Source organism: uncultured Tateyamaria sp. (genome assembly GCF_947503385.1).
Lineage (GTDB): Bacteria > Pseudomonadota > Alphaproteobacteria > Rhodobacterales > Rhodobacteraceae > Tateyamaria.
The window spans coordinates 34,905-49,792 of sequence record NZ_CANNDO010000010.1; the positions used below are offsets into that span (position 1 = coordinate 34,905).

At 60.4% G+C, this 14,888-nt stretch carries 13 protein-coding genes; 7 read left to right on the forward strand and 6 right to left on the reverse strand.

Annotated elements, in window-relative coordinates; all coding sequences use genetic code 11:
* Positions 1-47 precede the first annotated feature (47 nt).
* The 3 genes from Q1A85_RS20865 to Q1A85_RS20875 are packed head-to-tail and all read right to left on the reverse strand — an operon-like array spanning position 48 to position 2,614.
* On the reverse strand, positions 48-809 hold the full coding sequence (locus Q1A85_RS20865; protein WP_299694319.1) for an ABC transporter permease: 762 nt from the start codon (positions 807-809) through the stop codon (positions 48-50).
* Positions 806-1,588, reverse strand: coding sequence for an ABC transporter ATP-binding protein (locus Q1A85_RS20870; protein WP_299694322.1), 783 nt, complete (start codon positions 1,586-1,588; stop codon positions 806-808). The genes Q1A85_RS20865 and Q1A85_RS20870 overlap by 4 nt, the downstream gene beginning before the upstream one ends.
* 18 nt (positions 1,589-1,606) lie before the next feature.
* Complete coding sequence (locus Q1A85_RS20875) at positions 1,607-2,614, reverse strand: ABC transporter substrate-binding protein (protein WP_299694325.1); 1,008 nt, start codon at positions 2,612-2,614, stop codon at positions 1,607-1,609.
* A gap of 196 nt (positions 2,615-2,810) precedes the next feature.
* Between Q1A85_RS20875 and Q1A85_RS20880 the strand changes: the two genes are divergently transcribed.
* Positions 2,811-4,160, forward strand: coding sequence for an aminotransferase class III-fold pyridoxal phosphate-dependent enzyme (locus Q1A85_RS20880; RefSeq protein ID WP_299694328.1), 1,350 nt, complete (start codon positions 2,811-2,813; stop codon positions 4,158-4,160).
* Positions 4,161-4,326: 166 nt separating this feature from the next.
* On the opposite strand, the gene Q1A85_RS20885 is transcribed toward Q1A85_RS20880, so the two are convergent.
* On the reverse strand, positions 4,327-5,022 hold the full coding sequence (locus Q1A85_RS20885; protein ID WP_299694331.1) for a hypothetical protein: 696 nt from the start codon (positions 5,020-5,022) through the stop codon (positions 4,327-4,329).
* A gap of 281 nt (positions 5,023-5,303) precedes the next feature.
* On the opposite strand from Q1A85_RS20885, the gene Q1A85_RS20890 reads away from it, so the two are divergent.
* From Q1A85_RS20890 to Q1A85_RS20915, 6 genes are all read left to right on the forward strand, one after another.
* On the forward strand, positions 5,304-6,692 hold the full coding sequence (locus Q1A85_RS20890) for a cytochrome ubiquinol oxidase subunit I (RefSeq protein ID WP_299694334.1): 1,389 nt from the start codon (positions 5,304-5,306) through the stop codon (positions 6,690-6,692).
* An 11-nt stretch (positions 6,693-6,703) separates the two neighbouring features.
* Entirely contained in the window at positions 6,704-7,708 is a 1,005-nt protein-coding gene (locus Q1A85_RS20895; protein ID WP_299694337.1) for a cytochrome d ubiquinol oxidase subunit II, read from the forward strand.
* Positions 7,709-7,831: 123 nt separating this feature from the next.
* Entirely contained in the window at positions 7,832-9,043 is a 1,212-nt protein-coding gene (locus Q1A85_RS20900; protein ID WP_299694340.1) for a urate hydroxylase PuuD, read from the forward strand.
* Between the two features lie 41 nt (positions 9,044-9,084).
* Positions 9,085-10,881, forward strand: a complete 1,797-nt coding sequence (gene mutL, locus Q1A85_RS20905; protein ID WP_299694343.1) for a DNA mismatch repair endonuclease MutL — start codon at positions 9,085-9,087, stop codon at positions 10,879-10,881.
* Positions 10,878-12,122, forward strand: a complete 1,245-nt coding sequence (rmuC, locus tag Q1A85_RS20910) for a DNA recombination protein RmuC (protein ID WP_299694346.1) — start codon at positions 10,878-10,880, stop codon at positions 12,120-12,122. Before mutL ends, rmuC begins: the two co-directional genes overlap by 4 nt.
* Positions 12,123-12,128: 6 nt before the next feature.
* A complete protein-coding gene (locus Q1A85_RS20915; protein WP_299694348.1) occupies positions 12,129-13,388 on the forward strand; it encodes an adenylate/guanylate cyclase domain-containing protein in 1,260 nt (419 codons plus the stop codon).
* Between the two features lie 117 nt (positions 13,389-13,505).
* Here Q1A85_RS20915 and Q1A85_RS20920 read toward each other — a convergent pair whose 3' ends face one another.
* Positions 13,506-14,162 (reverse strand): ChrR family anti-sigma-E factor, encoded by a 657-nt coding sequence (locus Q1A85_RS20920; protein WP_299694351.1) that lies wholly within the window; start codon positions 14,160-14,162, stop codon positions 13,506-13,508.
* An 8-nt stretch (positions 14,163-14,170) separates the two neighbouring features.
* A complete protein-coding gene (locus Q1A85_RS20925) occupies positions 14,171-14,695 on the reverse strand; it encodes a sigma-70 family RNA polymerase sigma factor (protein WP_299694506.1) in 525 nt (174 codons plus the stop codon).
* Between the last annotated feature and the right edge of the window lie 193 nt (positions 14,696-14,888).

Genomic DNA, 14,888 nt, shown 5'->3' on the forward strand with positions numbered 1-14,888 from the left:
CTGGCCCCTCTCGTACATAATGTCGTGCGCGTCAGCGCTCCGCAGGATCACGTCGGGTCGCGTTCGGCCCACCCGGCAAACACTTTTTCCAGCGCGACCACCACATAATACAGCACGATCCCCATCAACGCCAAAGCGATGAGCACCGCGAACATCAGCGGATAATCCGCGCTGATCTTGCCGCTGTCAAAAAGGTGCCCAAGGCCGCGGCCATGCGGCTCTACGATTTCCATCAGGTTGGTGCCGATAAAGGCCAGCGTCACGGCCACTTTCAGCGCTCCAAAGAATTCGGGCAGCGTCTTGGGCAAGGCAATCTTCCAGAAGATCGTGAATTTCGACGCCCCAAGCGAGGCGAGGATATCGCGGTATTCCGGTTCGAGCGTGCTGAGACCGATGCTGACTGACACCGCGATAGGAAAGAAGGAGATCAAAAACGCAATCAGGATCGTATTCATGTCGTGCTGTCCCACGAACATCAACGCAATGATCGGGACCACGGTTGCCTTGGGGATGGCGTTAAAGCCGACAAGCAGCGGGTAAAGCGCGTCGCGCATGGTTTTGCTCAGCCCCATGACCATGCCCAGCAGGGTACCAAACACCACCGACAGCAACAGGCCCACCACTGTGCGCCACAGCGTTTCCCAGCCATATTCCAGAAACAGCCAGCGGAATTTCCAGAACGCGGGCCAAAGGTCTGATGGCGAGGCCATTTTGTAGTTGGGCCAGTCGTTGACCCAGACCAGCCATTCCCAGAACACACCGAACAGGATCAGCGCAAAAAGGGGCACAGTGACTTGGCGCAGGGTCATGCCGCATCCCTCCCTTGGGCGATGCGGATCTGGTGGCGCAGCACGTTCAGCGCCTCTGCGCTTTCCGGGGTGTAGAGCATTTCGATATCCCGCGCGCCGCTCAGATGGACGTCCATGATGTATTGTGTTTTTGCAGGTCGCCCGGACAATACGATAACCTGATCGGCGAGAAAGATGCTTTCGCGCAGATCATGTGTGATGAGCACGCCGGTGAACGGCTCCTCGGCCTTGACCTTGTGCATGGTCTGCCACAGGTCTTCGCGGGTGAACGCATCCAGCGCCCCAAAAGGTTCATCAAGGATCAGCACTTCGGGTTTGTGCACAATGGACCGGCACAAAGAGGCCCGCTGGCGCATTCCGCCCGACAGTTCCGAGGGGCGCTTGTCCTCGAAACCGGTAAGACCGACGAGGTCGAGCAGGTGGCGCGCGCGGTCTTCGCGCGCTTTGCGGCTCATCCCTGTGTCCACGATCTCCAGCGGTAACATGACGTTCTGCAGGATCGACCGCCATTCCAGCAGCACCGGGTTTTGAAAGGCCATGCCGACGGTGGATTTTGGGCCTTTGACCCGTTCGCCGTGCAGCCAGACCTCGCCTTCGTCCGGTTTCATCAGCCCGGCGATCAGCCGCGTCAATGTGGATTTGCCACAGCCCGAAGGGCCAACAACAGCGGCAAAGCCGCCTTCGGGCACCGTCAGTTCCAGCCCATCCAGCACAGGCAGGGGGCCGCTGACCGTGCGGTAGGCGTGGCGCACGCCCTTGATCTCGATAAGGTTGGTCATGGGCGTGCGCGTCTCGGCTTACTTCAGCATCCGGGCATCTGCCGCAGGCAGATAGGCGTCGGTGAAATAGAGGCTGGCGTCCGGTGTGTTCTGGAATTCATAGGTCTGCGCCAGTTGCGCCAGCGCGGCTTCCATACGTGTCGCATCGACGCCGCCCATACCGGCCTCCGCCACTGCATCCGTGAGCACGTTTGCATCGATGGCCAGTTGCAGGCGGCGCTGTTCCAGTGCCGCATCCGCTGCCGGGTTGCGTTCGATCAGGCTGGCAATGGCCGCTTCTGGATTGGCAATCGCGTCTTTCCAGCCCGCTGCGATGGCCGTCAGGAAGCCGGTCACAATCTCGGGATTTGCCGATGCAAAGTCTGTGTTGACGATGATCGCGTTGCCATAAAGCTCCAGCCCGTAATCCGCCATCAGGATGGTCGAGATGTCATCTTCGGGCACGCCAAGGCGCACAAGGTTCAGAAAGGACGAAAACGAAAAGCCGGTCACCGCTGCCACGTTGCCCTCGGCCAGCATGGGCTCGCGGGTGGGAAAGCCGACAGGTTCGACAGTGATTTTGTCCACGTCGAGGTTGTTGGCGGTGGCAAAGGCGGGGAACTGTGCCCATGCCCCGTCGGGGGGCGGCGCGCCCAGCACGCGGCCTTCGAGGTCCTTGGGCGCGGACACGCCCAGCGATTTGCGGCCCACAATGGCAAAGGGCGGTTTGTCATAAACCATCATCACCGCCGTGACCGGCGCGCCGGGGTTCTGGTCGAGGAACTTGATCAGCGAATTGATGTCGGCAAAGCCCATCGGGAATGCACCGGTCGCCACCTTTGGGATCGCATCCAGCGACCCCTGACCTGCCGAGATTTCCACGTCGAGGCCCGCCGCACCGAAATGACCGTTGTCGATTGCCGCGAAATAGGGCGCGGCGGGTCCTTCGAATTTCCAGTCGAGGGCAAAAGGCACGTCCGTTTCGGCCATTGCCGCGCCGGTCATGGCAACGGTGGCGGCAAAAGCCGCAAGAGTTCGTTTGAGCATTGGTGTCTCCCAGGTATGTTGTCCCGCAGACCTTAGGGCAGCGCGTGCCGAGCGGAACGTGCAGCGCGCCTTTGGTCCGTCTTTCTTGGCGCTGAACTGTGCGCCGTGATGAAAATTTAAGCAAGTGATCCCGGGCTTGTTTGTATCCGTGCTTCGGGGTCATGGTGGACCAGAGCGATTGCGAAGGGGTCACGCCATGAAAGACGACAATTTCCTGCGGGCAAACAACGCGCGGCACATGTGGCATCCCATGGGCCATCCGGGCGAGGCGATGACACACGCGCCGACGATCATCACCGGTGCCAGCGGTTCGGTGATCGAAGATATCGACGGGCACAAAACCGTTGACGCGGTGGGCGGGCTATGGTGTGTAAACCTTGGCTATTCCAACAATGTGGTAAAGGATGCAATCGCCAAGCAGCTCTATGATTTACCATACTATTCCGCTTTCTTTGGCACATCGAACCCGACCGCAATCGAAGCGTCTTATGCGGTGCGCGAATTCTTTGCCGAGGACGGTATGGCGCGGGTCTTTTTCACCTCTGGCGGGTCCGATTCGGTTGAGACATGTCTGCGGCTTGCGCGCCAATATCATCGTCTGCGCGGCGAGCCGGGGCGCACCAAGTTCCTGAGCCTCAAGAAAGGCTATCACGGCACGCATTTCGGCGGTGCATCGGTCAATGGCAACAACCGGTTCCGCATCGCCTATGAGCCGTTGATGCCGGGGTGTTTTCACCTGCCGGCCCCTTACACCTACCGCAATCCGTTTGATGAAGCCGATCCTGCAACGCTTGCCCAAAACATCGCAGCCGCGATGGAGGACGAGATCGCCTTTCAGGGGCCGGGCAGTATTGCCGCCTTCATCATGGAGCCTATTCAGGGCGCGGGCGGGGTGATTGTCCCGCATGAGACGTTTATGCCGCTGATGCGCGAGATCTGCGACCGGCACGGCATTCTGATGATCGCAGACGAGGTGATCACCGGCTTTGGCCGAACCGGCGATTGGAGCGGTTCGCGTCATTGGGCCGTGCAGCCCGACATGATGAGTTGCGCCAAAGGGATCACCTCTGGCTATTTCCCGGTCGGTGCGGCGCTGATGAGCGAGGCGGTGGCGGAGGTGTTTGAAAAGGCCGATGCCGATGGCGCGATTTTCCACGGCTACACCTATTCGGCGCATCCCGTGGGGGCGGCGGCGGTGACCGCGTGCCTGGAAGAGACCCTGCGCCTTGACACCAAGGCGAACGCTGAACCGCGGGGCCAACAACTGTACGAAGGGTGCCTGAAACTGAAAGAGCGCTTTGACGTAGTGGGCGATGTGCGCGGCGGGCACGGCCTGATGACCGGCGTGGAACTGGTCAGCGACCGCGCGACCAAGACGCCGCTGGACATGGACGCCATGAAGCGGGTGCACAAAGCGACCTACGACGCAGGCGCGATGGTGCGGATCGGCGGCAACAACATCATGATGTCCCCGCCGCTGGTGGTCACGAAAGGCGAAGTTGCGCAGGTGTTGGAGGCGTTGGAGGTGGGGTTGGCTGCGGTGTAGGTTGTGTTGGATGACTTGCGGTGAGTATGAGGCCAAAACGCAAGTTGGACAGACCACATCAAACATCCGTTTCGCATCCAATCTCGCGCGTTTGAATGCTGCATTCTCGAAAACTGTGATAAACGCCGGAAATTGGTAAGTCCGCAGCCTCTCTTTCCGCAGCAGGCTACATAGATACTTTAATCAGTTCGACGTCATGCCTTCCGAAATCCACGGTGCTGTTCGTATCTACAAGTCGGACTACCATGAAAATATTGGCTCCTCTGCGGATCATTTCTGATCTGGTGCAATGATCTAAGATACTTGAAATATAAATCTCTCGATAAGCTGGGTTGCTGCGATTGGTTCTGTCTCCTACCAAGTAATTTTGTGGTAGCCATTGCTTGCCATCAGTTACCACCCCTTCGTCGGGGCAATCTAAGCCGGCGTTGAACAAGGACCCAACTCCAAACTGGTGCCCTGCCATGCCAGTCCCGCCCATGTAAAAAAGCCCGGCGGCGACACTTTTGTCCCATGGATCAACCACCAATGCCTTTTGACCAGAAACGATAACGCTGACCGCAGGGTAGTTCTCGTCGGGGCTTGCCCAATGGGATGCTGGTACTCGTAACGAAAAAGGTTTGGCGCGGAGTTCAAAATGCGACACCCATTTTTCGTCAAAGAGCGACGCAACGCGCTTATTGTCCTGATACAATTGAATGCCAAGATTTGGTTTATTAACGTTTTGCCCGATCTTAGGGCGTCCATCGAAGACCCCCGGAGTATCGCGCTCGACAAGGAACAGAATCAGAACGGCGGATATTACCGAAGTCGTTATTCCAACGATCACTGCGTTTGAGAAGTTGACTATTCTCTTTGGCATCGTGGTATCCTTGTTTGTACCAAAGGCTTGGTACAGCCTATGAGCAGTTTCAGTCCAACAGAAAGCAAGCATAGAAACTGCGAACAACCCGCCCACTCAAGCTAATATCCAGACCAGCGAGCCGTTCGTGATGATCTCCGCACGACGTGACCAAATCACCCGGCAATCCCCTGTGACAAAACGCGCCTGCGCGGCCTGTCGCACCCCCGGTGACCCCCGTCGGCACAGAACTATCTCTGTCTCAACACGTGAACACTCACCACCTTTGGCGGAGTTGACCAATGGATACACTCATGCTGTCCCGCATCCAGTTCGGGGCAAACATCTCGTTTCACATCCTGTTCCCGACGATCACCATCGCTCTGGGCTGGGTGCTTTTGTTTTTCAAGCTGCGGTTTAACGCGACCGGGGACGGCAAGTGGATGGAGGCCTATCAATTCTGGGTCAAAGTCTTTGCGCTGAGCTTTGCCATGGGCGTTGTGTCGGGCATCACCATGTCGTTCCAGTTTGGTACGAACTGGCCCGGCTTCATGGAAGCTGTTGGCAACATCGCCGGGCCGCTCTTGGCTTATGAGATCATGACGGCCTTCTTTCTTGAGGCGGTCTTTCTTGGCATTATGCTGTTCGGGTTTTCCCGCGTGCCGGGGTGGCTGCACACGCTGTCCACATTCTTGGTCGCCTTTGGCACCAGCATGTCTGCGTTTTGGATTATCGTGCTCAACAGCTGGATGCACACGCCGCAAGGCTACGAGATGATTGATGGCGTGGCCCATGCCACCAGCTGGTTCGAGATCATCTTTAACCCGTCCATGCCCTATCGCTTTATCCACATGATGCTGGCCTCCGGCCTGACGGTGGCGTTTCTTGTGGCCGGTCTCAGCGCGTTCCGCTGGCTGCTGGGGGACCGCTCGGGCGGCGTACAAGCGACGCTCAAAACCGGCGTGTACCTGGGCGCGCTGCTGATTCCTGTGCAAATCTTCATGGGTGACCTGCACGGTCTGAACACGCTGGAGTACCAGCCGCAGAAAGTCGCGGCAATGGAAGGCAACTGGGACACCCAGTCGAACGTACCGCTGTTGCTGTTCGCGATCCCGGATGAAGAGGCGCGGGAAAACCGTATGGAAATCGGCATTCCCAACGGCGCGTCGCTGATCCTCAAGCACAAAGCGGACGGTGTTGTGCCGGGCCTCAACGACTTCGTGACCGAAGATGGCGAAGTTCTGCACCCGCCTGTCGCACCTGTGTTCTGGTCATTTCGGATTATGGTGGGCACCGGTTTTGCCATGCTGCTGCTCAGTTGGTTCGCCGCGTTCAAGATGATGCGCAAGGGCCGCGGGCCTGCGGCGCTGCCGCGTGTTGCACTCTTTGCGATGGTGCCGATGGCGTTCTCGGGCTGGGTGGCAACGCTGGCGGGCTGGTACACAACCGAGATTGGCCGCCAGCCGTGGCTTGTGCAGGGTGTGCTGACCACGGAACAGGCTGTGGCGGATGTGCCGGCCCCGTTCGTCGGCATCACGCTGGCCGCGTATCTGTCGATCTATGTGCTGCTCCTCGGCGCTTACATCGCGGTGCTGTTCTACCTCGCGCGCAAAGGCGTGTCGGGTGATGTGCCGCGCCCCCGCACCCCGTTGTCGGGGCAAGCGGTGGCCAGCAACGTGCCAGCGGAGTAAGGCGGATGGAAATGTTCGACGACCCGGCGCGGTGGCTGCCGTTCACCTTTGCCGCGCTGATGGGAGTATCCATCCTCGTCTATGTGGTGCTTGACGGTTTCGACCTTGGCGTGGGGGTTTTGTTCCCCTTTGCCACGGACGATGAAAAGGACACCATGGTTGCCTCCATCGGCCCGTTTTGGGACGCAAACGAAACGTGGTTGGTGCTGGCCATCGGCCTGCTGCTGGTGGCGTTTCCCACGGCACATGGGGAAATCCTCACCGCGCTGTACCTGCCCGTGGCGATCATGCTGATTGGTCTGATCCTGCGCGGCGTTGCGTTCGAATTCCGGGTCAAGGCACCAACGCCACACAAGGCGTCTTGGAATGCTGCGTTCCTCGTCGGCTCCCTTATGACGTCGCTCAGTCAGGGTTTCATGCTGGGCAAGTACATCATGGGTCTGGAAAGCACGTTGGGCACGTGGGCCTTTGCGATGATCACGGCTGTGTTCCTGACCGTCGCTTATTCATTCATCGGTGCGTGCTGGCTGATCCTCAAGACCGAAGGGGCGTTGCAGGCCAAAGCGGTGCAATGGGCGCGGGGCGGAATCTTTGGCTTGGCGCTGGGTTTGGGTGCGGTGTCCCTTGCGACACCGTTGGTCAGCGCGCGGATCTTTGACAAGTGGTTCGCATGGCCAGAAATGTTGTGGCTCGCACCGCTGCCGATCCTGTCGGCGCTCACGGTGCTGCTGTTGTGGCGGTCGCTCAGCGGTTTGCCCAATCCCCAAGACAAGGGCGCACGCACCCCGTTTCTTTATTCCATCGTGCTGTTCGTTCTGGCTTTCGGGGGGCTGGCCTATTCATTCTATCCATATGTCGTCCCGGAGAAGATCACGATTTACGAAGCCGCAAGCGCCCCGGAGAGCCTGATGATCATCCTTGTCGGCGCGGTTGTCGTTATCCCCATGATCGGCGGGTACACCGCGCTTGCCTACACCGTGTTCAAGGGCAAGGCAGCCGAATTGCGCTACGACTAGGTCTTCTTCTGACCAAAAATACCACGGGGGAGGCCGCAGGCCGGGGGCAGAGCCCCTTGCGGCCTTTCCCATCCGCGCAACGCTGTCTAATCTGGCCGCCGGGAACCAGAGGACACTTGCCCCATGTATGACCTTGCCGCCCTTGGCGCGTGGATCGAATTCGCCGTGCGCTGGCTGCACGTGATCACGGCCATCGCATGGATCGGGTCATCGTTCTATTTCATCGCGCTGGATTTGGGGCTGCACCGCGACCGCAACCTTGCCTCTGGTGCGGATGGGGAGGAATGGCAGGTCCACGGCGGCGGATTTTACCACATCCAGAAATACCTCGTGGCGCCGACGCACATGCCCGACGGGCTGATCTGGCACAAATGGCAAAGCTACTGGACATGGATCAGCGGGTTTCTCCTGCTTGTTCTGGTCTATTATCTGGGGGCCGAGTTTTACCTGATCGACCCCAATGTGATGGACCTTGCTGTGTGGCAGGCGGTTGCCATATCGCTGGCGTCGCTCGCCTTTGGCTGGGCAGTGTATCACCTGCTGTGCAAGCTCTTTGTCGATGCGGATCAGACTGTGCTGATGGTGGCCCTGTTCGGTTTGCTGGTGGCAATGGCGTGGTTCTACACGCAGGTGTTCACGGGCCGTGCCGCCTTGCTTCATCTGGGTGCGTTCACCGCCACGATTATGTCCGGCAACGTGTTTTTCGTCATTATTCCGAACCAGAAAATCGTCGTTGCGGATCTGATGGCAGGCCGCACTCCTGACGCGATCTATGGCAAGATTGCCAAGCAGCGGTCGACCCACAACAATTACCTCACGCTGCCTGTCATTTTCCTGATGCTCAGCAATCACTATCCGTTGTCCTTTGCCAGCGACTGGAACTGGGTGATTGCGAGCCTCGTCTTTTTGATGGGGGTCACGATCCGTCATTGGTTCAATACGCACCATGCGCGCAAGGGCAACCCGCATTGGACATGGGTCGCCACCGTGTTGATATTCATTGCGATTGTCTGGCTCAGCGTCGCGCCGCCCGCGTCCCAACAGGAGGCGCGCGCGGTGTCCCGGTTTGCCCAAGCCCAAGGTTTCGAAAAGGTGCACAACATCGTGCAGGGCCGTTGCAGCATGTGCCACGCGTCCGAGCCGTTCTGGGACGGGGTGCATTGGGCACCCAAGGGTGTCGTGCTTGAGACCGAAGCGGACCTGACCCGCCATGCCCGTGCCGTCTATCTGCAATCGGGGATCAGCCACGCCATGCCCCCAGCCAATCTCAGCTATATGGAAGACGGCGAACGGGCGGCGATTGTTGCATGGTATAGGGCCGCGACAGCCCCTTGAACGGTGGTCGAATCGCCGCAACCCATGCTAAGTCTTGTGGCATGAACACGCACGCCCCCAACATACGTCCTGTGATCCGACAACTGGATGAGGCCGCGATCAACCGCATCGCTGCGGGTGAGGTGGTCGAACGGCCCGCATCCGCCGTCAAGGAACTGGTGGAAAACGCCATCGACGCGGGCGCGCGGCGGATCGGTATCGACATCGCGGACGGGGGCAAGACGCTGATCCGGGTGACGGATGACGGCTGCGGCATCGCCGACGGCGATCTGGCGCTGGCGCTCAGCCGCCACGCGACGTCCAAGATTGACGGCTCCGACCTGCTCAACATTCACACATTTGGATTTCGCGGAGAGGCGCTGCCCAGCCTTGGGGCCGTGGGCCGTCTGACCATCACCAGCCGCGCGGCGGGCGCGGCAGGGGCGGAAATCACCGTAACAGGTGGTGAGATGGGCCCCGTACGCCCCGCTGCGATCAATACCGGGACAGTCATCACATTGCGCGATCTGTTCTACGCGACGCCCGCGCGGCTCAAATTTCTGCGCACCGACCGGGCCGAGGGGCAGGCGATCGGGGATGTGATCAAACGTCTCGCCATGGCGGAACCCTACGTACGGTTTGAATTGCGCGAGGTATCGGACGCGCCGCGCACGATCTTCAAGGCCGAGGCGCAAAGCGGTGCCCCGACTGAGGCACTGCGTGCCCGGCTGGGGGACGTGATCGGGGCGGATTTCATCGCCAACGCGATCCCCATCGATGCTGCGCGCGAGGGGCTGCACCTGACCGGTTTCGCGGCGCTACCGACTTATTCGCGGGGGGCGGCAGTGACCCAGTTTCTTTATGTCAACGGGCGGCCCGTGCGGGACAAGCTGCTGACCGTTGCCTTGCGCGCCGCCTATTTCGATTTTCTGAGCCGTGACCGTCACCCGGCGGCGGCGCTCTTTGTGGACTGCGATCCGCAGCTTGTGGACGTGAACGTCCATCCCGCCAAATCAGAGGTGCGGTTCCGCGACCCCGGCACTGCCCGTGGTCTGATCGTGTCGGGGCTTCGGCACGCGCTGGCCGATGCGGGGCACCGCGCGTCCACGACGGTGGCGGATGCCACCCTTGGCGCGATGCGCCCGGAGCCGACCGAACCGCGCGTCTACCAGATGGACCGGCCCAGCCTCGGACCAAGGCCCGCGCCCACAGGTTTTGCCGAGTTGGCGCAGGATTTCAGCGCACAGGTCGAACCCGTGGTCGAGGACGATCCGGCGGACCTGCCTCTGGGGGTTGCGCGGGGGCAGGTGCACGAGAACTACATCATCGCGCAAACGGCCACGGGCATGGTGTTGGTCGATCAGCACGCGGCCCATGAACGGCTGGTCTACGAAAAGCTGAAGCGGCAGATGGCGGAAAACGGGGTCCCGGCGCAGGCCCTCTTGATCCCCGAGATCGTGACCTTGTCCGCCGGTGACCGCGCCCGCCTGCTGGACGCTAGTGACGACCTTGCGGGTATGGGCCTGACGCTTGAACCTTTTGGCGGTGATGCGGTTGCGGTGCGTGAGACGCCCGCCATCCTCGGTGAGGTGGACGCCAAGGCGCTGGTGCTTGATGTGGTTGATGAACTGACTGACCAAGGTTCCAGCCAATCCGTGCAGTCCCGGATTGAGGCGATCCTGAGCCGGGTGGCGTGCCACGGTTCCGTTCGCTCGGGCCGCCGGATGCACGCCGAAGAGATGAATGCGCTGCTGCGCGAGATGGAGGCGACGCCGCATTCCGGCCAGTGCAACCATGGTCGCCCCACCTATGTTGAACTCAAGCTGGCCGATATTGAACGGCTGTTTGGCCGAACATGATTCAGATTGGCGACGTAATCCTTGATCCCAGCGACCCGTTGGTGGCGGCGGCTCTGATCGGGGGCGCGATCCTGTTGGTTATTCTGATCCTACTGATCATGGCCTTGCGCGCGGCGGCACGATCCGCGCGCGCAGCAGAGCCCTTGGCGCAACAATTGGGACATCTGGGCCAGCACGTGCAGGGGCTGGCGCAGGGGCAGGAGGGGCTGCGCGCCTCGGTTCAGATGGTGTCGGACACGGCCACCACCGGGCAGGCGCAATTGGCGCAGACCGTCGAACAGCGGCTGGCAAGCGTCCAACAGCAGATGCAAGACCGATTGGCCGACAATGCACTGCGCAGCCAGCGCAGCCTGACCGAAATGCAGGAGCGGATGCGCGAAACGCTGCATGGCTCGTCCAAGCAGACGACGACCAGCCTGACGCAATTGCAGGAACGGCTCGCCGCCATCGACAAGGCGCAAGACAACATCACCAAACTCAGCGGCGATGTGCTCAGCCTGCAAGACATCCTGTCGAACAAGCAAACGCGCGGTGCGTTTGGGGAAATCCAGTTGCGCGACATCGTAAGCAAGGCGCTGCCCAATGACAGCTACGCATGGCAGCCCACCCTGTCGAATGGCAAGCGGGCCGATTGCCTGATCCACTTGCCCAACCCGCCCGGCCCCATCGTCATCGACAGCAAATTCCCGCTGGAGGCGTATGAGGCGCTGCGGCGGGCCGAAACGGATTACGATCTCAAGCAAGCGGTTGCGGCGATGAAGGCGGCGGTGAAAAAACACATCGCCGATATCGCGGCCAAGTACATCATCGAAGGGGAAACGGCGGACGGTGCGCTGATGTTTTTGCCGTCCGAAGCGGTCTACGCTGAATTGCACGCCAACTTCCCCGATCTGGTGCGCGAAGGGTTCGACAAACGGGTCTGGATCGTCTCACCCACCACCTGCATGGCGACGCTGAACACGATGCGTGCGATCCTCAAGGACGCGCGGATGCGCGAGCAGGCCGGTGAAATCCGCAAGATGCTGCGCAACTTGCATCGCGACGTCGAGTTGGTGGTGGAGCGCGCGGGCAAACTTGAGACGCATTTCGATCAGGCGCGGCGCGATGTCGAGGGCATAACCACCGCAGCCGAACGTGCAGGCAAGCGCGCGGCCAAGCTGGACAACTTTGACTTCGAAGAACTGGACCGGGAGGTCGAGGGGCCGGTGCCGATCACCGACCCGTCCCGCGCGGCGGAGTAGGAACGTATGGGCACACCTGCACAACCGCCTGTGTCAGAACTGTTCAGGACTGCGATCACCCGCGCAGAGTGGGCCATAGCCCTGCTGCGGCTGGGCATGTCCAGCGCCCTTGCGGTGTTGCTTGTGCTGCTGCTGGGCGGGTCCGGGATCGACCCCACAGAAATGATGCAGCGGCAGGCAGCTTTTGCGATGGTCACGATGGCCAGCTATTTTCTGCTTGGCCTCGGCTTTGTGGTGTTGATCCGAACGGGCGTGTTCCGGACATGGATGGCGTGGCCGTCGGCACTGGTGGATTGCAGCTTTATCCTTGCGGGGGTGTGGGTGTCGCTGCAAAATCTCGACCTGTCCGGTCATTATATCTGGGCGTTTCCGACCGTTTGGCTGATCCCGATTGTGCTGGCCTCTGGTGCGTTGCGGTTCAATCCCGTGTTGCAGGTGGTGATGGTTCTGCTGTTGGTCACCGGCTTGTTGATCATGTTGCCGATCACCGATGCCGCCCGTGAAACTGACACGTTGAGCCCGCTGGAATTTCTGTTTGGCCTGCCGCCAAATCTGATGCGTTTGGCGATGCTGTTGATTGCAGGGCTGGTGCTGGTTTTTGCGTCGGTCCTGATCCGTCGTCTTCTCTGGCGCTTTATCGCAGAATCTGAGGTGCGGGGCCGGTTGACGCGGTTTCTGCCGGAGCAGTTGGAGGATCGCCTCGCCACGTCGGACATCGAGGCCTTGCGCACAGGCGCGGCACAGCAGATGGGGATCATGTTTGTCGATATCCGTGGCTTCACTGCGCTGTCCGAAGGCCTGCCGCCAGAAGAGGTTTCGACCTTTTTGACCGGGTTTCGCCGGTGCGTCAGCGCGGCAGCCGAGGCCCATCACGGGCTTGTGGACAAGTTCATCGGAGACGGAGCGCTGATTGTCTTTGATGATGCGCAAGGCGGCGCGGCGGACAATGCCATTGCCGCCGCGCAGACGTTGTTGGCGCAGGTGAACGCGTGGCGGCGAGACGTGCATGTCGGCGTGGGCCTGCATTTGGGGCAGGTGTTTGCCGGAGTGGTGGGGGATGACGGCCGACTGGAGTTCACTGTGGTCGGCGACGCGGTCAACGTCGCGTCACGGCTGGAGGCCGCGACCAAGGGTTCGGGCCACGCCGTCTTTGCGTCCGACACGTTGTGGCAATCGGTGTCCCATCCACCCGCCGGGTGGAGCAAGGTGGATGCGCTGGCTTTGCCCGGACGGGCCGAGACGGTAGCGGCGTGGGGGCGCGCATAGCCCAGACCCGAAACGGATGAGCGTCGGGTGTCGGGCTGGCTTCTGCCCGTGCTGGCACAGGTTCAGTGCGCCGATATCGGTGGAGGCAAGCTGGGGCGCGATTGCCGCGCCGCCAGATCAGATCCGGGCGAAACGCTGCGCAATCTTGGGCAACAACCCTTGGAATTGCAGCGGTGCGTCAGTCACGGCCAGACAAATGCAGTCTTCGTGGATGTCGGCCACGGGTGTGTGATGCGTGTCGGAATCAGCCACTTCGACGTCACCGCGGGCGAAGTAATCGTCCTCGTCCTGAAACGCGCCCTGCAAGACCATCGTCATCTCAAGACCATGGTGCCCGTGATCGGGCATCGCCGCACCCGCAGGGATAAAGAGAAGCCGGGCAGAGGCATCCTTGGACGTGGGCAGAATGGCCTGTTTCACGCCCATGCCGACTGCACGCCACTGGACCGCATCCAGATCGCCGCCAACATAGTCTTGCAGCGGACCGGGCAGAACCGATGATCGCACACGCGGCATTCGGATTTCATCCGACGCACCGCCGGCAATCAGCGACATCGTCGCGGCAAGGCTGCCTGCGTCCATGACCACTTCGTTGCTTGCGGTCTGGTCTAGCATCTCACCGCCGACCGCCTCGAACCCTTCGAGCCGCGCGCGACACTCATCGCACAGCGACACGTGCGTCGCGACCATCAGGTTGAACGCTTCTGGCAGACCGCCAGACGCATATCCCATGAGGATACTGTCCGTCAGATGGTGTTTTATGTTCTGTTTCATCACCGTATTCACTTCATCGCGTGGCGCAATCGGTCGAGCGCCAACCTAATCCTGGATTTGATCGTGCCCAAAGGCAGACCCGTTTGCTCGGCGATTTCGCTGTGGGACAGGTCCCCGAAATACGCCTTTTCTATCAATTCCCTCTGGGCTGCGGGCAATTCTGCGATTGCCTGACCCAGTTGTTGGCTTTCCTGTTGCAGTGCCATGACATCGGCCTGATCAGGTTCTTGTTCTGGCCCCCAGCCAAGGTCTTCGGGCTCGGGGCGGCGCTGCTTGCGCAGCACGTCAATCTTGCGGTTGCGCGCGATGGTAAAGATCCAGGTCGCCACGGACGCCCGCGTGGGGTCGAACATGTGGGCCTTGTGCCAGCAGGTCGCCAACACCTCTTGCGCGCACTCTTCTGCCAGCGATGCATCGGCCCCGGATTTCATCAGGAACCCTTTGACCCGCGGGGCAAAGTGTTCGAACAGATCGGCAAAAGCCGACTGATCCTGATCGTCCCGGATGCGGATCATGTGGTCTACCCACAGCATCCGTGCACCGCTGTTGTCTTGCATGTTTGCGGGCCTCTGAACCTCGGTCCGGACGACGTGTCCTGACACAGGGCCTTTTACTTCAATCGTTTCTATTCCCGCCAACATATCTCGTCTACGCGACGCGTTAACAATCGGATCAAAAATAAATGTCTGGCAAATGAGCATCCATTTCCCGCATCCCTCCGTACAT

What these genes read in the sequence shown, in the direction of transcription:
- Q1A85_RS20885 (WP_299694331.1), bottom strand. Translation starts at nt 5,022, where the DNA reads ATGCCAAAGAGAATAGTCAACTTCTCAAACGCAGTGATCGTTGGAATA.
- Q1A85_RS20915 (WP_299694348.1), top strand. Translation starts at nt 12,129, where the DNA reads ATGGGCACACCTGCACAACCGCCTGTGTCAGAACTGTTCAGGACTGCG.
- Q1A85_RS20890 (WP_299694334.1), top strand. Translation starts at nt 5,304, where the DNA reads ATGGATACACTCATGCTGTCCCGCATCCAGTTCGGGGCAAACATCTCG.
- Q1A85_RS20875 (WP_299694325.1), bottom strand. Translation starts at nt 2,614, where the DNA reads ATGCTCAAACGAACTCTTGCGGCTTTTGCCGCCACCGTTGCCATGACC.
- Q1A85_RS20895 (WP_299694337.1), top strand. Translation starts at nt 6,704, where the DNA reads ATGTTCGACGACCCGGCGCGGTGGCTGCCGTTCACCTTTGCCGCGCTG.
- Q1A85_RS20900 (WP_299694340.1), top strand. Translation starts at nt 7,832, where the DNA reads ATGTATGACCTTGCCGCCCTTGGCGCGTGGATCGAATTCGCCGTGCGC.
- Q1A85_RS20925 (WP_299694506.1), bottom strand. Translation starts at nt 14,695, where the DNA reads ATGCTGTGGGTAGACCACATGATCCGCATCCGGGACGATCAGGATCAG.
- rmuC (WP_299694346.1), top strand. Translation starts at nt 10,878, where the DNA reads ATGATTCAGATTGGCGACGTAATCCTTGATCCCAGCGACCCGTTGGTG.
- mutL (WP_299694343.1), top strand. Translation starts at nt 9,085, where the DNA reads ATGAACACGCACGCCCCCAACATACGTCCTGTGATCCGACAACTGGAT.
- Q1A85_RS20870 (WP_299694322.1), bottom strand. Translation starts at nt 1,588, where the DNA reads ATGACCAACCTTATCGAGATCAAGGGCGTGCGCCACGCCTACCGCACG.
- Q1A85_RS20880 (WP_299694328.1), top strand. Translation starts at nt 2,811, where the DNA reads ATGAAAGACGACAATTTCCTGCGGGCAAACAACGCGCGGCACATGTGG.
- Q1A85_RS20865 (WP_299694319.1), bottom strand. Translation starts at nt 809, where the DNA reads ATGACCCTGCGCCAAGTCACTGTGCCCCTTTTTGCGCTGATCCTGTTC.
- Q1A85_RS20920 (WP_299694351.1), bottom strand. Translation starts at nt 14,162, where the DNA reads ATGAAACAGAACATAAAACACCATCTGACGGACAGTATCCTCATGGGA.